13 protein-coding genes and 2 tRNA genes are annotated in these 13,988 nt (G+C 73.0%); 12 read left to right on the top strand and 3 right to left on the bottom strand.

The window, feature by feature from the left end:
- Window positions 1–107: 107 nt before the first annotated feature.
- Complete coding sequence (locus AC069X_RS08900) at window positions 108–530, bottom strand: SSI family serine proteinase inhibitor (RefSeq protein WP_478726568.1); 423 nt, start codon at window positions 528–530, stop codon at window positions 108–110.
- 177 nt (window positions 531–707) lie between these two features.
- Between AC069X_RS08900 and AC069X_RS08895 the strand changes: the two genes are divergently transcribed.
- The 3 genes from AC069X_RS08895 (at window position 708) to AC069X_RS08885 (ending at window position 1,719) form a co-directional block, all read left to right on the top strand.
- A tRNA-Ser gene (locus AC069X_RS08895) sits at window positions 708–798 on the top strand.
- Window positions 799–1,103: 305 nt separating this feature from the next.
- Window positions 1,104–1,176: transfer RNA gene (locus AC069X_RS08890), tRNA-Arg, on the top strand.
- Window positions 1,177–1,353: 177 nt separating this feature from the next.
- Window positions 1,354–1,719 (top strand): PH domain-containing protein, encoded by a 366-nt coding sequence (locus tag AC069X_RS08885; protein WP_478726566.1) that lies wholly within the window; start codon window positions 1,354–1,356, stop codon window positions 1,717–1,719.
- 106 nt (window positions 1,720–1,825) lie between these two features.
- Here the strand turns inward: AC069X_RS08885 and AC069X_RS08880 are convergent, their stop codons facing one another.
- Window positions 1,826–2,749, bottom strand: a complete 924-nt coding sequence (locus tag AC069X_RS08880) for an SMP-30/gluconolactonase/LRE family protein (RefSeq protein WP_478726565.1) — start codon at window positions 2,747–2,749, stop codon at window positions 1,826–1,828.
- 131 nt (window positions 2,750–2,880) lie between these two features.
- On the opposite strand from AC069X_RS08880, the gene AC069X_RS08875 reads away from it, so the two are divergent.
- The 9 genes from AC069X_RS08875 to AC069X_RS08835 all read left to right on the top strand — a co-directional run bounded on the left by AC069X_RS08875 (window position 2,881) and on the right by AC069X_RS08835 (window position 12,274).
- Entirely contained in the window at window positions 2,881–3,315 is a 435-nt protein-coding gene (locus AC069X_RS08875) for an Lrp/AsnC family transcriptional regulator (protein ID WP_478726563.1), read from the top strand.
- Window positions 3,312–4,202, top strand: coding sequence for a DUF2797 domain-containing protein (locus tag AC069X_RS08870; RefSeq protein ID WP_478726561.1), 891 nt, complete (start codon window positions 3,312–3,314; stop codon window positions 4,200–4,202). Before AC069X_RS08875 ends, AC069X_RS08870 begins: the two co-directional genes overlap by 4 nt.
- Window positions 4,203–4,435: 233 nt before the next feature.
- On the top strand, window positions 4,436–4,774 hold the full coding sequence (locus AC069X_RS08865; protein ID WP_478726559.1) for an antibiotic biosynthesis monooxygenase family protein: 339 nt from the start codon (window positions 4,436–4,438) through the stop codon (window positions 4,772–4,774).
- Window positions 4,758–5,639 (top strand): amidohydrolase family protein, encoded by an 882-nt coding sequence (locus AC069X_RS08860; RefSeq protein WP_478726557.1) that lies wholly within the window; start codon window positions 4,758–4,760, stop codon window positions 5,637–5,639. The genes AC069X_RS08865 and AC069X_RS08860 overlap by 17 nt, the downstream gene beginning before the upstream one ends.
- 87 nt (window positions 5,640–5,726) lie before the next feature.
- Window positions 5,727–6,494 carry a response regulator transcription factor gene (locus AC069X_RS08855; protein ID WP_478726556.1) on the top strand — a complete coding sequence of 256 codons (768 nt, stop codon included), beginning with the start codon at window positions 5,727–5,729 and terminating at the stop codon, window positions 6,492–6,494.
- A complete protein-coding gene (locus AC069X_RS08850) occupies window positions 6,494–8,005 on the top strand; it encodes a sensor histidine kinase (RefSeq protein ID WP_478726554.1) in 1,512 nt (503 codons plus the stop codon). The genes AC069X_RS08855 and AC069X_RS08850 overlap by 1 nt, the downstream gene beginning before the upstream one ends.
- Window positions 8,006–8,030: 25 nt before the next feature.
- Complete coding sequence (locus AC069X_RS08845; protein ID WP_478726552.1) at window positions 8,031–9,299, top strand: bifunctional glycosyltransferase family 2/GtrA family protein; 1,269 nt, start codon at window positions 8,031–8,033, stop codon at window positions 9,297–9,299.
- Window positions 9,296–11,566: a glycosyltransferase family 39 protein gene (locus AC069X_RS08840; protein WP_478726550.1), complete on the top strand. Its 2,271-nt coding sequence runs from the start codon at window positions 9,296–9,298 to the stop codon at window positions 11,564–11,566. Before AC069X_RS08845 ends, AC069X_RS08840 begins: the two co-directional genes overlap by 4 nt.
- Window positions 11,567–11,626: 60 nt before the next feature.
- A complete protein-coding gene (locus AC069X_RS08835; protein ID WP_478726548.1) occupies window positions 11,627–12,274 on the top strand; it encodes a TetR/AcrR family transcriptional regulator in 648 nt (215 codons plus the stop codon).
- A gap of 48 nt (window positions 12,275–12,322) precedes the next feature.
- Here AC069X_RS08835 and AC069X_RS08830 read toward each other — a convergent pair whose 3' ends face one another.
- A complete protein-coding gene (locus AC069X_RS08830) occupies window positions 12,323–13,978 on the bottom strand; it encodes an MDR family MFS transporter (RefSeq protein ID WP_478726546.1) in 1,656 nt (551 codons plus the stop codon).
- Between the last annotated feature and the right edge of the window lie 10 nt (window positions 13,979–13,988).

The following is a 13,988-nucleotide window of genomic DNA, read 5'->3' as shown; positions in this document are numbered from 1 at the left end:
CCCTGACCACGACTACCGGCATGTCACGGGAGGAGTCTAAGGGCACCGTCCTGCCGGGAGGTGGCGGATGGAGGGGGGAAAACGTGCATCCGCCGCATCGTCCCAGGTCAGGAATGTTCGCCCGGAAGCACAGGTTCCAGGTTCTTCCACCGGGCGATGGCGCAGCCGTTCTTCCGCTGGAAGGTGGTGTCCACCTTCTGGCCGCGCCACGTTCCCGTGACGCGGGCGACGGCCGATCCGCCGTACTGGAGCGAGCAGTTCTTGTCGTCGGACTCGGCGAAGGGGTCCTTGCCCTGTTTGGCGAGGGTGTCGAGGCGGGCGCAGGCCTCCTCGGCGAAGGGGTGGTCGCCGCCGGCGGGCCGGCACTCCAGCCGGTGGGTGCCGTCGACGAGGCGGTTGCCGCTGTTGGAGATTTCGATGGTGAGCCGGTCGGGCGTGGTCAGCAGCCGGCCCAGGGGCAGGGGTGGCAACGGTCCGGCAGCCGCGGCGGCCAGGGCGGAGGTGACGGCGAAGGCGGCGAGACGCAGCATGGGGCACTCCAGGTCGTCCGTACGTCGTACGCCTCACCAACGACCTTCCCGCTCCGACGTTGCGTGCTTAAGCCTTTGCCCTGTGGCCCCGGCTCCTTGTACCGTTGGGAGCGGATTGGTGACCGGCCCCGCGCCTGTGTCATCATCTGCACGCACCCTCGTATTCGCGGGTGTGCTGGAGGCGTCGCCTAGTCCGGTCTATGGCGCCGCACTGCTAATGCGGTTTGGGGCTTACACCCCATCGAGGGTTCAAATCCCTCCGCCTCCGCACCTCACCGAAGCCCCGGTCCTGATGGACCGGGGCTTCGGTGCGTTTCGGGTGCCGCTTCGGTGTGCGTCCGGGCGGCGCTGTGGCGGCGGGGCGCCGCGTTCAGGGCTTGGAGGGGTTTCGGATGGCCCCGCGTGGGTAGCCGGCGTGGCCCGGCGCTGCCGCACGGATCCCGTCGGACGATCTTCTTCCGAGGCGTTTCCGCAGGTCAGAGGCGCTAGGGCTAATGGATTTCGCGTCCCGGCGAGGTCCATGTATTGTTGTTCTCGCAAGGCCAACGGGGCGAAAAACCCCGGGAAGCCCAAGCACTCGTAGCTTAACGGATAGAGCATCTGACTACGGATCAGAAGGTTGCAGGTTCGAATCCTGCCGAGTGCACAGCCGAGAGGCCCTCAGGAGAAGTCCTGAGGGCCTCTTTCGTGTGTGTTCCCTCCTCAAGGAGGAGGGGATCCCCCGGAAGAGCTCAGGGGTGGGATGGCTCCTGAGGGGGACGTGGACCACGAACCCGCCCGGCTAGGGTTTTCGAAGATCGTTCGAACCTTGATGGGGGCTCTCATGGGACTCTTCGGAAACGCGCACACCGTCGACCCGTCCTCGGCGCAGCGGGACTACGCCCGGCTGCTGGGGCACGGGGAGCAGGTCCACGCGGCGTACCTGCTGGTGCGCGACACGATCCTGTTCACGGACCGGCGGCTGGTGTTCGTCGACAAGCAGGGGCTGACGGGCAAGAAGGTGGAGTACCACTCCATCCCGTACCGGAGCATCACCCACTTCTCCGTGGAGACGGCCGGGCACTTCGATCTCGACGCCGAGCTCAAGATATGGATATCCGGCAGCGCCGCGCCGATCGAGAAGACCTTCACCAAGGGGGTCGACATCTACGAGATGCAGGCGATCCTGACGCAGTTCGTCGCGCGCTAGCCGGACACCGGCTGGGCCGTCCGGCTGAACCTCCGCCCGGACGGCGCCGGGGCGGCGGCCCTCCGCCGGCCGGCGTGGCGGTGGGGCTGGGGCTGGGGCTGGGGTCTCAGGGGTGGCCGGGCAGGACGCGCGGGAGGCCGGTCACCGAGAGCACCAGCGAGTAGAGAGAGGTGGTGGCGGTGATGAAGAGGCGGTTGTTCCTCGGGCCGCCGAAGGCGATGTTCGACACGGGTTCCGGGACGCGCAGGCGGCCGATGAGGTCTCCGTCCGCCGCGTAGCAGTGCACGCCCGACGTCATCGCCGCCGCCCACAGCCGGCCCTCGTCGTCGAAGCGGATGTTGTCCACCGAGGGGCAGTCCGTGAAGACGCGGTCCCCGCTGAGGGTGCCGTCGTCGCCGACCTTGAAGGCGCGGATGTGGCCGGCGCGGGTGTCGGCCGCGTACAGCTCGCTCTCGTCGGGGGAGAAGACCAGGCCGTTCGGGCCGAGGAAGCCGTCGGCGACGAGGCGGACCTCGCCGGTGACCGGGTCGGCCCGGTAGACGTTGCAGGCGCCGATCTCGCTCGGGGCCCGTCGCCCCTCGTAGTCGCTGGTGATCCCGAAATCCGGGTCGGAGAACCAGACGGAGCCGTCCGAGCGCACCACCGCGTCGTTGGGGCTGTTGAGCCGCTTGCCGTCGTAGCGGTCGGCGATGACGGTGAGACTGCCGTCGGGCTCGGTCCGGGTGACGCGCCGGTTGCCCTGCTCACAGGTGATCAGGCGGCCCTCGCGGTCGAGGGTGTTGCCGTTGGAGTGGCCGGCCGGGGATCGGAAGAGGGAGACGGCTCCGGTCGTCTCGTCCCAGCGCAGCATCCGGTCGTTGGGGATGTCGCTCCACACGAGCTGGCGCCAGGCCGGCAGGTACAGCGGGCCCTCGGCCCAGCGGCAGTCGTCGTAAAGCCGCTCCAGGCGCAGGTCGCCGTTGGCGCAGCGGCCGGTCTGGAAGCGGTCGTCCAGGATCTCGTACAGAGTGAGGTCAGCAATGCCAGACAAAGTTCCCCCTAGTTGCTCAAGCTCCGAATGCTGTTCGGTCTGGAGGTGAGATTGCAGGATCAGGTACCGTTTTCGCAAGGGCCGACCGGCTCCGGGACCAAGGGGCCGGCGGGCCCTGGAAGGAAGACGGCGTGGACGACATCGACCGGGCGCTCGTCCTGAGCCTCCAGCAGGACGCGGGCCAGTCCTACGCCGCACTCGGCGCGGCCGTGGGGCTCTCGGCCGGGGCCACCCACGAGCGCGTACGGAAACTGCGCGAGCGCGGGGTCATCCGGCGGACCACCGTCGACGTGGACCCGGCCGCCGTCGGCAGCGGCGTGCTGGCCTACGTGATGGTCGACTCCAACGCGTGGATGGGCGAGTCGGCGGAGGACTTCGCGGCCATCCCCGAGATCCAGGAGGCGCACATCATCGCGGGCAGCGCCTCGGTCCTGGTCAAGGTACGCACCGCCACCACCGGGCAGCTCCAGGACGTCCTGCGGAGGCTCTACGCGATCAACGGTGTCAGCGGGACGCAGGCCACCGTGGTCCTGGAGACCTTCTTCGAGCGGCCGCTCCCCCTGTGAGCGTGCCCGCCGCGAGCTGGTGGTGCACCGGGATCCGGTGGAGCGCGCAGGGTCCCGCCATCGGGTGGTGCGGGCGCGGGGAGCGCGGCAGCCCGCTCACCCCCGGGCAGCGGCTGGCGTTCGCCGCCCGGGGCGAGCGGCACTGCCTGGGCGTGTGGCGGGCCGGACGGCGCACCCCGTGCCCCGTGGCCCGGCCGGTCCCGGGCCGCGCGGGGAGCTCCCAGTGCCCCGAGTGCGCCCGGCTGGACCGGTCCTTCTCGGTGGCCGCCGACACCAACGCGGCGGACCCGCGCACCTACCGGGTGTACCTGGCGTGGTTCGGGCCCGGGATGGTCAAGGTCGGCATCACCGCAGAGGAGCGCGGAGCGGTCCGGCTGCTGGAGCAGGGGGCGGTGACCTGGGCCTGGCTGGGGCGCGGCCCGCTGATGGCGGCCCGCCGGACCGAGGAGCTGCTGAGGGCCGCCCTCGGGGTGCCCGACCGGATCGCGTACGCCCGCAAGCGAGCCGTACGGGCCCTGCTGCCGCCCGAGCCCGAGCGCGCCCGGGAGGTCGCCGAGCTGCACGCGCGGGCCGCCGCGCTGCCCGGGTGGCCGGAGTCGCTGGAGCGGCTGGGGTGCGAGGTCACCGACCACGCCGGGGCGTTCGGGCTGGCCGGGCTGCCGGTACCGGCCCGCGTGCTCACGGAGCTGGTGCCCGGCGGAACCGTCGTGGGGCGCCTGGCGGGGGCGGCGGGGCCGGACCTGCACTTCGCGGACGGGCTCGTGGTGGACACCCGGCTGCTGGCGGGCTGGGAGCTGTCCGCAGCCCCCGAGGGTGCGCTCACCGACGTACCGCTTACCGCGATCGCGCCGGCGTCTCACGAGCCCGAGCAGGGCGGACTGTTCTGATCGGGCCCCCGGGCCCCCGGCCCCCCGGACCCCGGACACCCTGGATCCCCGGGCCCGGGTCCCTGGCCGCCTGGCCTCCAGACCGGGCCCCCCGGGCCCCTGGCCCCCTGGCCTCCGGACCGGGCCCCGGCCGACGTACCGGTCCGGGGGTCAAGGTCAAAACTTGGATCCCTTTGGGCTCCGGAGGCTGATTCCGATGGACATGCCAAGGGCTTGCCCCGAGGGTGGTGGGCATGAGCATTCAGCCCGTTCCGGCGTTCGAACCGCCTTACGTGATGGCCGTATTCAGCAATGTCCGCACCTCCGACGAGAGCGGCTATCCGGAGACCAACGCCCGGATGAACGAGATCGTCAGCGAGAACCCAGGGTTCCTCGGGTACGAATCCGCGCGGACCCCCGGCGGTCTCGGCATCACCGTGGCCTACTTCCGCGACCACGAGTCCCTGCGCGTCTGGCGGGAGGACCTGGAGCACCAGGCCGCCATGAAGACGGGCCGCGCCCACTGGTACGAGAGCTACACCCTCCACGTCGCGACCGTCGAGCGGAGCCACGGCTTTGCCCGCAACGGCTGAGGCGGTCCGCGCCTTCCGGGAGCGGCTCGGACGGCCCGGCCTGGTCGACGTCCACACGCACTTCATGCCGGAGCGGGTCCTGCACAAGGTCTGGGACTACTTCGACGCGGCCGGCCCGCTGACCGGCGTCGAGTGGCCCATCACCTACCGGCACGAGGAGGAGCAGCGGGTGGCGCTGCTGCGGGAGTTCGGGGTACGCGCCTTCACCGCGATGCTCTACCCGCACAAGCCCGCGATGGCCGCCTGGCTCAACGCCTGGGCCGCGGACTTCGCCGCCCGCACCCCCGACTGCCTGCACACCGCGACCTTCTTCCCGGAGGAGGACGTGGCGGCGTACACCGCCCGGGCCGTGGCCGGCGGGGCCCGGGTCTTCAAGGCCCACCTCCAGGTCGGCGGCTACGACCCGAACGACGAGCGGCTCGAACCGGTCTGGGGGCTGCTGGCCGAGGCGCGGGTCCCGGTCGTCGTCCACTGCGGCTCGGGGCCCTCCCCGGGCAAGCACACCGGTCCCGCCCCGATCGCCCGGCTGCTGGCCCGCCACCCCCGGCTGCCGTTGATCGTCGCCCACATGGGGATGCCCGAGTACACGGACTTCCTCGACCTGGCCGAGCGGTACTCCGAGGTGCGCCTCGACACCACCATGGCCTTCACCGACTTCGCCGAACGGCTCGGCCCCTTCCCTCCCGGGGAACGGGGGCGGCTGGCGGACCTCGGGGACCGGATCCTGCTGGGCACCGACTTCCCGAACATCCCCTACCCCTACGAACACCAGCTGGAGGCCCTGGAACGGCTGGGTCTCGGTGACGACTGGCTGCGCGCGGTCTGCCACGACAACGGCGCCCGGCTGTTCGGCCTCGGCGCCTGAGCACCGGCTGCCGGGCCTGGCTCCTTTCTCAGGAGATTCACAGGAAGCGGCAAGATCGCTCTCAGAGGCGGCGGCCACCTTGAGTGCATGACCGCGACGACCACCGCCCACGCGTCCACGTCCACCGGCAGCGCCACGGCCCTGCTGCGGCCCGACGGCGGAGCCTGCCGCGTCCTCGTCGTCGACGACGAGGCCTCGCTCTCCGAGCTGCTCTCCATGGCCCTGCGCTACGAGGGCTGCGAGGTCCGCAGCGCCGGCGACGGGGCGGGCGCCGTGCGGGCCGCCCGGGAGTTCCGGCCGGACGTGGTGGTCCTCGACGTCATGCTCCCGGACATGGACGGGCTGGCCGTCCTGGGACGGCTGCGCCGGGAGATCCCGCAGGTCCCGGTGCTGTTCCTGACCGCCAAGGACTCCGTGGAGGACCGCATCGCGGGCCTGACGGCGGGCGGCGACGACTACGTCACCAAGCCGTTCAGCCTGGAGGAGGTCGTGGCCCGGCTGCGCGGGCTGGTGCGGCGCTCCGGCGCGGCGCAGGCCGTGCGCGGCGGGTCGGTCCTGACCGTCGGCGACCTGGTCCTCGACGAGGACAGCCACGAGGTGTCCCGGGGCGGCCAGGAGGTGCACCTCACCGCCACCGAGTTCGAGCTGCTGCGCTACCTGATGCGCAACCCGCGCCGGGTGCTGAGCAAGGCGCAGATCCTGGACCGGGTGTGGTCCTACGACTTCGGCGGCCAGGCCAACGTGGTCGAGCTCTACATTTCCTACCTGCGCCGGAAGCTGGAGGCCGGCACCGGGCTGCCCCCGTTGATCCACACCCGGCGCGGCGCCGGCTACCTGATCAAGCCGGCCGAGTAGTGGCCCGGCGTCCCTGGTCGCTGCGGACGCGGCTGGTCGTGTCGGCGGTGGCACTGATCGCGATCGTGGGCACGGCCATCGGCACGGTGACCACCCTCGCCATGCGCTCCCGCCTCGTCGGCGAGCTCGACAAGCAGCTGACCACCTCGGTGGAGATGGCCACCCGGGGGCCCGGTGCCGTGAAGTCCGCCCGGGACGCCGGCCTCGGCTTCGTCTTCGCCCCCGGCTCCCCGATGGGCGCCGCCGGAGTCCGCCTCGACCCCTCCTTCGGTCTGCTCGGCGGCGCCCGGATCGTCCCCGTGTCCGGCCAGAGCCCCGACCACCGGGAGTCCCTCACCGAAGCCCAGGCCGCCGCCCTCGCCGAGGTGGCCCGCAAGGCCGCCCACCGCCGCTCCGGGCCCGTGGACGCGGACCTGCCGGGCCTCGGGGCCTACCGGGCGCTGGCCGCCCCCGACGGCTCCCTGGTGCTCGGCTTCCCGCTCCAGGGCGTCGACTCCACCGTCAGCACGCTGATCGCCGTCGAGGTCTGCGTCACCCTGGCCGGACTGATTGCGGCCTCCCTCGCCGGACAGGCCCTGGTCGCGGTCGCCCTGCGCCCGCTGCGCAGGGTTGCCGCCACCGCCACCCGGGTCTCCGAACTCCCCCTGCACAGCGGTGAACCCGCCCTGCACGAACGGGTGCCGGACGCCGAGGCCGACCCCCGCACCGAGGTGGGCCAGGTCGGCGCCGCCCTCAACCGGATGCTGGGGCACGTCTCCTCCGCCCTGACGGCCCGCCAGCAGAGCGAGACGCAGGTCCGGCAGTTCGTCGCCGACGCCTCCCACGAGCTGCGCACCCCGCTCGCCTCCATCCGGGGCTACGCCGAACTCACCCGCCGGGGACGGGAGGAACCCGGCCCCGACACCCGGCACGCCCTGGGCCGCATCGAGTCCGAGGCCACCCGGATGACCGGACTCGTCGAGGACCTGCTGCTGCTCGCCCGCCTCGACGCGGGCCGCCCGCTCTCCTCCGAGGACACCGACCTCGCCCCGCTCGTCATCGACGCCGTCAGCGACGCCCGCGCCGCCGGTCCCGGCCACCACTGGCGCCTGGAGCTCCCCGACGACCCCGCGCCCGTCCGCGCCGACGCGGCCCGGATCCAGCAGGTCCTGGTGAACCTCCTCGCCAACGCCCGCACCCACACCCCGCCCGGCACCACCGTCACGGCCTCTGTTTCACGTGAAACATCCGCCGTCCGGCTGCGGATCGAGGACGACGGCCCCGGGATCCCGCCCGCCCTGCTGCCCCACGTCTTCGAGCGCTTCGCCCGGGGCGACGCCTCCCGCTCCCGCGCGGCGGGCTCGACAGGGCTGGGCCTCGCCATCGTCCACGCCGTCGTCGGCGCCCACGGCGGCCGGGTCGACGTACGCAGCGAACCCGGCCGGACCTCCTTCGAGGTACTCCTGCCCCTGCCGGCCGGCGGCCCCGTCCCGCACTCACAGACGGCCCACAGGCTCACCACACCGACGTGACAGGGCGCAGGGCGAGTGTCGGAGCATGCCAACCGACACCTCTCCCGACGCCCTCCCGGCCCGGGCGCCCCTGGCGTCCGTGCCCGGCGAGCCCGTACTCGACGTGGTGATCCCGGTCTTCAACGAGGAGAAGGACCTCGGCCCCTGCGTCCGCCGGCTCCACGCACACCTCACGCGTACGTTCCCGTACGCCTTCCGCATCACCATCGCCGACAACGCCAGCACCGACCGCACCCCCCAGATCGCGGCCGGCCTCGCCGCCGAGATCGAGGCGGTACGCAGCTTCCGGCTGGAGGAGAAGGGCCGCGGGCGCGCCCTGCGCACCGTCTGGTCGTGCTCGGAGGCGCCCGTTCTCGCGTACATGGACGTGGACCTCTCCACCGACCTGAACGCGGTGCTGCCGCTGGTCGCCCCGCTGATCTCCGGCCACTCCGACCTGGCCATCGGCACCCGGCTCGCCCGTTCCTCGCGGGTCGTGCGGGGAGCCAAGCGGGAGTTCGTCTCCCGCGCCTACAACCTCCTGCTGCGCTCCTCCCTCGCCGCGCGGTTCAGCGACGCCCAGTGCGGGTTCAAGGCCATCCGGCGCGAGGTCGCGGAGCGGCTCCTGCCGCTGGTGGAGGACACCGGCTGGTTCTTCGACACCGAGATGCTGGTGCTGGCCGAGCGGGCCGGGCTGCGGATCCACGAGGTGCCGGTGGACTGGGTCGACGATCCCGACTCCACGGTCCACATCGTGAAGACCGCGACCGAGGACCTGAAGGGCGTCTGGCGGGTGGGCCGGGCCCTGGCGGTCGGAGCGCTCCCGCTCGACCGGCTCGCCCGCCCCTTCGGCGACGACCCGCGCGACCGCACCGCCCTGCCCGGGGTGCCGCGCGGGCTGGCCCGCCAGCTCCTCGGCTTCTGCGTGGTCGGGGTGCTGTCCACCCTCTGCTACCTCGCCCTGTACTCCCTCTTCCGGCTCGGCGCCGGACCGCAGCTCGCCAACGCGGCCGCCCTGCTGGTCTCCGCCGTCGCCAACACCGCCGCCAACCGCCGGCTCACCTTCGGCGTCCGGGGCCGCGACCGCGCCGTCCGCCACCAGGCCCAGGGGCTCGTGGTGTTCGGCATCGGCCTGGCCCTGACCAGCGGTTCGCTCGCCGCCCTCGACGCGGCCGCCGCCGACCCCGCCCACGGCACCGAGCTGGCCGTCCTGATCACGGCCAACCTCGCCGCCACCGTGCTGCGGTTCCTGCTCTTCCGCGCCTGGGTCTTCCCCGAGCGGCGCACCACTCCCGTGAAGGACGACCACCGATGACCACCGCAGTACCGCCCTTCGACTCACCCTTCCCCGAACCGGCGCCCGCCGCGCCCGGGGCCGTGGCCGCGGACCGCGCCACGGCTTCCCGTCCCCGCTGGGAACGGCCCGCGTACGCGGCGCTGCTGGTCGCCACCGCCGTGCTGCTGCTGTGGAACCTGGGGTCCTCCGGCTACGCCAACTCCTTCTACTCCGCCGCCGTCCAGGCCGGCTCCGAGAGCTGGAAGGCCTTCTTCTTCGGCTCCTCCGACGCCGGGAACTCCATCACCGTCGACAAGCCCCCGGCCGCCCTGTGGCCGATGGCGCTGTCCGTCCGGCTGTTCGGGCTCGGCTCCTGGCAGATCCTCGTACCGCAGGCCCTGATGGGTGTCGGCACCACCGCCGTGCTGTACGCCTCCGTGCGGCGCCAGTTCGGGCCCGGCGCCGCGCTGCTGAGCGGGACCGCCTTCGCGCTCACGCCCGTGGCCGCGCTGATGTTCCGCTTCAACAACCCCGACGCGCTGCTGACCCTGCTGCTGACCGTCACCGTGTACTGCGTGCTCCGCGCCCTGGACGGCGCGCGGACCGGGTGGCTGGTGGCGGCCGGGGTGGCGATCGGCCTGGGCTTCCTGACGAAGACCCTGCAGGCCTTCGTCATCCTGCCGCCCCTGGCGCTGCTGTACGCGGTCTGCGCGCCGACCCGGCTGCGCCGCAGGCTCGGGCAGCTGCTGCTCGCCGGGCTGGCCGCGCTGGTGTCCGGCGGCTGGTGGGTGGCCGTGGTGGAGCTGTGGCCCGCCGCGTCCCGCCCGTACATCGGCGGTTCGCAGAAGAACTCCTTCCTGGAGCTCACCTTCGGCTACAACGGCCTCGGCCGGCTGAACGGCAACGAGACGGGCAGCGTCGGCGGCGGCCGGGCCACGGCCGACGGGGCGGGGGCGTACGGGATGCCGGAGGCCGGTCCGGGCCTCCGGGGCGGCGGCTGGGGGGAGACCGGCTTCGACCGGCTGTTCTCGTCCAACGTCGGCGGCCAGATCTCCTGGCTGCTGCCGGCGGCGCTGGTCCTGCTGGTGGCCGGGCTCGTGGTGACCTGGCGGGCCCGCAGGGCCACCGACTCCCTGGAGGGCATGGCCCGCGCGGCCTTCCTCGCCTGGGGCGGCTCGCTGCTGATCACCGCACTCGTCTTCAGCTACATGCAGGGCATCTTCCACGAGTACTACACGGTCGCGCTGGCCCCCTTCGTGGCCGCCCTGGTCGGCATGGGCGCGGCCGTGCTCTGGGAGGAGCGCGGCAGCCGGGCCGCCTCGGTCACCCTGTCCGGGACGCTCGTCCTGACCGCGCTCTGGTCGTACGTGCTCCTCGGCCGCGCCTCCGGCTACCTGCCGTGGCTGCGCTGGGCGGTGCTGGTCGCGGGCCTGCTCGCCGCCGTCCTGCTGCCGTTCGCGGCCCGCTTCGGGCGCCGGGTGCTGCCGGCGATTGCGGCACTGGGGCTGGGAGCGGCCCTGGCGGGACCGTTCGCGTACTGCCTGACCACCATCGGCACCGGCCACACCGGGTCCATCCCGACGGCCGGCCCGGCGGTGGCGGGCGGCCGGGGCGGACCGGGGGGCCCGGGCGGGATGCGCTTCGGCCCCGGCGGCGAGCAGTTCGGCGGCGGCCCCGCCGGCCAGGGTGCGCCGGGTGGCCAGGGTGCGCCGGGCGGTCAGGGTGCGCCGGGCGGGTTCCCGGGGGGAGCGCAGCAGGGCGGTGGCCCGATGGGCGGACCCGGCACCACGGGGCCGAACGGCGGTCCGGGCGGCGCCGGCGGCCAGGGCGCCCCGGGCGGCGCCCCCGGCGGCGGCCAGGACGGCCGCGACCGCCCGGGCGGTGACGGCGGCGGCCCCGGCGGACTGCTGGGCGGTACCCGGGTCGGCGCGGAGGCCAAGACCGCGCTGAGTACCGACGCCGACCGCTACACCTGGGCGGCGGCCACCATCGGCTCCCAGAACGCGGCGAGTTACCAGCTGGCCTCCGGAGCGCCCGTGATGCCGATCGGCGGCTTCAACGGCAGCGACCCCTCGCCCACGCTGGAGCAGTTCAAGGCGTACGTGAAGGCGGGGAAGATCCACTGGTTCATCTCCCAGGGCGGCACCGACGGTGCCTCCCGCGAGGGGGGCACGGCCACGAACCGGCCGGGCGGCACGGGAGGTCCCGGCGGAGCGGCGGGTACGGCCATCGACACGTGGGTGAAGGCGAACTTCAAGGCCACCACCATCGGCGGTACCGCCTTCTACGACCTGACGACCCCCTAGCATCAAGAGGGCGGACCGGGCATTCCGGGCTGATCCCCTTGTGGTGAGGAGGGCGCCTCCATGGTGACCGAGGCTGATCCGGGCGACGCCAGGACCAGTGTGTGGCTGACCGCAAGGCCCGCCGCCCCCACCAGACGCCGGAGCGAGGCGCCCTCGGGCCTGGACCGGGACCGGATCACCGCCGCCACCGTGCGGCTGCTGGACGCGGAGGGGCTCGGCCGGTTCTCGATGCGCCGGCTGGCCGCCGAGCTCGGGGTCACCGCGATGTCCCTGTACTGGTACGTGGACACCAAGCACGATCTGCTCGAACTGGCCCTGGACAGCGTCCTGGGCCAGCAGCGGCTGCCGGCCGGCCAGTCCCCCCGGGAGGGCTGGCCGGCCCGGCTGCGCGCGCTCGCCTGCGGCTACCGCCGGCTGCTGGCGGACCATCCGTGGGTGGCGCCGCTCAGCGTCGCCTACCCGAACATCGGCCCGCACGCCCGTGCCTTCGACGCCGCGCTGCACCGGCTGCTGGAGGCCACGGGCCTGGCGGACGCCGCCCGCAGGGGCGCGCACCTGGCCGTCGCCCAGTTCCTGAACGGCTGCGCCCTGGGCGGCTCGGGCGGCGCCGTGCGGCGGGCACCCGAGGCGGAGTTCGCCCTCGCCCTGGACGTGCTGATCGCCGGTATCGAGGCCAAGGCCGCGCATACGGGGGCGGCCCGGGCCTGAACCCCGCCGGGGTCCGGGCCCGGGCCGCTCACGCCGGCCGGGGCGGGATCAGGCCTCGGCCCGTGCGGCGCCGGCGCCGGCGGTCTCCGTGGCCGTCCCGGAGGTGCTGCCCTCGGCGCCGGCGCTGTGCAGGGCCGGCTTCGACTTCAGCGCGACCTCCTTGATGAACAGCACCAGCACCAGCGCGAGCAGCGCGGTCGGGGCGGAGTACAGGAAGACGTCGCCGACGCCGTGCCCGTACGCGGACTCGATGACGGTCCGGAACGGCGCGGGCAGCTTGTCGAGGTCGGGGATCCCTCCGCCGCCGGTGCCGCCGTGCCCCAGGGCCGCCGCCTTCGGGCCGAGCGCGGCCAGCCCGTCCTGGACGTAGTGGGTGACGCGGTGGGCCATGACCGCGCCCAGCGCCGAGACGCCCATGGCGCCGCCGAGGGAGCGGAAGAAGGTGACGACGGAGCTGGCGGCGCCGAGGTCTTCGGGGGCCACCTGGTTCTGCGTCGCGAGGACCAGGTTCTGCATCATCATGCCGAGGCCGAGCCCGGTCAGCGCCATGTAGAGCGCGATGTGCCAGTACGGGGTGTCGTGGCGCAGGGTGCCCAGCAGTCCGAGGCCGGCGGTCAGCAGCACGCCGCCGGAGACCAGCCAGGCCTTCCACTTGCCGGTCTTGGTGATGATCTGGCCGGAGACCGTGGAGGAGACGAAGAGGCCGCCGATCATCGGGATGGTCAGGATGCCCGACATGGTGGGGGACTCGCCCCGGGCCAGCTGGAAGTACTGGCTGAAGAAGACCGTTCCGGAGAACATCGCGATGCCGACGAAGAGCGAGGCGGCCGACGCCAGGCTGATGGTCTTGTTGCGGAACAGCCGCAGCGGGATGATCGGCTCGCTGGCGCGGGACTCCACGAGGACGAAGAGCAGCCCGAGCACCACCGCGCCGCCGGTCATCGCCAGGGTGGTCCAGGAGACCCAGTCGTACGAGTCCCCGGCCTGGGTCACCCAGATCAGCAGCAGCGAGACGGCCCCGCTGATCAGGAAGGCGCCCAGCCAGTCGACCTTGACGTCGCGGCGGACCACCGGGAGCCGCAGGGTCTTCTGGAGCACGATCAGCGCGATCACCGCGAACGGCACGCCGACGTAGAAGCACCAGCGCCAGCCCAGCCACTCGGTGTCGGTGATGACGCCGCCGAGCAGCGGCCCGCCGACGGTCGCGACGGCGAAGACCGCCCCGAGGTAGCCGCTGTAGCGGCCGCGCTCGCGCGGGGAGATCATCGCGGCCATCACGATCTGGGCGAGGGCGGAGAGGCCGCCGACACCGATGCCCTGCACCACGCGGCAGGCGATCAGCATCCCGGTGTTCTGGGACATGCCCGCGACCACGGAGCCGAGGACGTAGATCACCAGGGATATCTGGACGAGCAGCTTCTTGCTGAAGAGGTCGGACAGCTTGCCCCAGAGCGGGGTCGCGGCCGTCATCGACAGCAGGGCGGCGGTGACGACCCAGGTGTAGGAGGACTGGGTGCCGCCGAGGTCGCTGATGATCTGGGGCAGGGCGTTGGAGACGATCGTGGAGGAGAGGATCGCCACGAACATGCCGAGCATGAGCCCGGACAGCGCCTTCATGATCTGCGGGTGGGTCATGGGTGCGCCGTCGGACGTGGTCTCCGACCGGCCGCCTCCCCGCACACCGTCGGGTGTGGTCGTAGCCATGTGTTTCCTT

This window comes from Streptomyces sp. NPDC043896 (assembly GCF_056435605.1).
Note: the sequence above shows the minus strand (reverse complement) of the source record. Positions and strands in the feature narration are given on the sequence as shown.

Bases quoted from the DNA above. Each gene is read 5' to 3' on its own strand.
- AC069X_RS08845 (WP_478726552.1), top strand. From the start codon at position 8,031: ATGCCAACCGACACCTCTCCCGACGCCCTCCCGGCCCGGGCGCCCCTG.
- AC069X_RS08835 (WP_478726548.1), top strand. From the start codon at position 11,627: ATGGTGACCGAGGCTGATCCGGGCGACGCCAGGACCAGTGTGTGGCTG.
- AC069X_RS08900 (WP_478726568.1), bottom strand. From the start codon at position 530: ATGCTGCGTCTCGCCGCCTTCGCCGTCACCTCCGCCCTGGCCGCCGCG.
- AC069X_RS08855 (WP_478726556.1), top strand. From the start codon at position 5,727: ATGACCGCGACGACCACCGCCCACGCGTCCACGTCCACCGGCAGCGCC.
- AC069X_RS08840 (WP_478726550.1), top strand. From the start codon at position 9,296: ATGACCACCGCAGTACCGCCCTTCGACTCACCCTTCCCCGAACCGGCG.
- AC069X_RS08830 (WP_478726546.1), bottom strand. From the start codon at position 13,978: ATGGCTACGACCACACCCGACGGTGTGCGGGGAGGCGGCCGGTCGGAG.
- AC069X_RS08885 (WP_478726566.1), top strand. From the start codon at position 1,354: ATGGGACTCTTCGGAAACGCGCACACCGTCGACCCGTCCTCGGCGCAG.
- AC069X_RS08865 (WP_478726559.1), top strand. From the start codon at position 4,436: ATGAGCATTCAGCCCGTTCCGGCGTTCGAACCGCCTTACGTGATGGCC.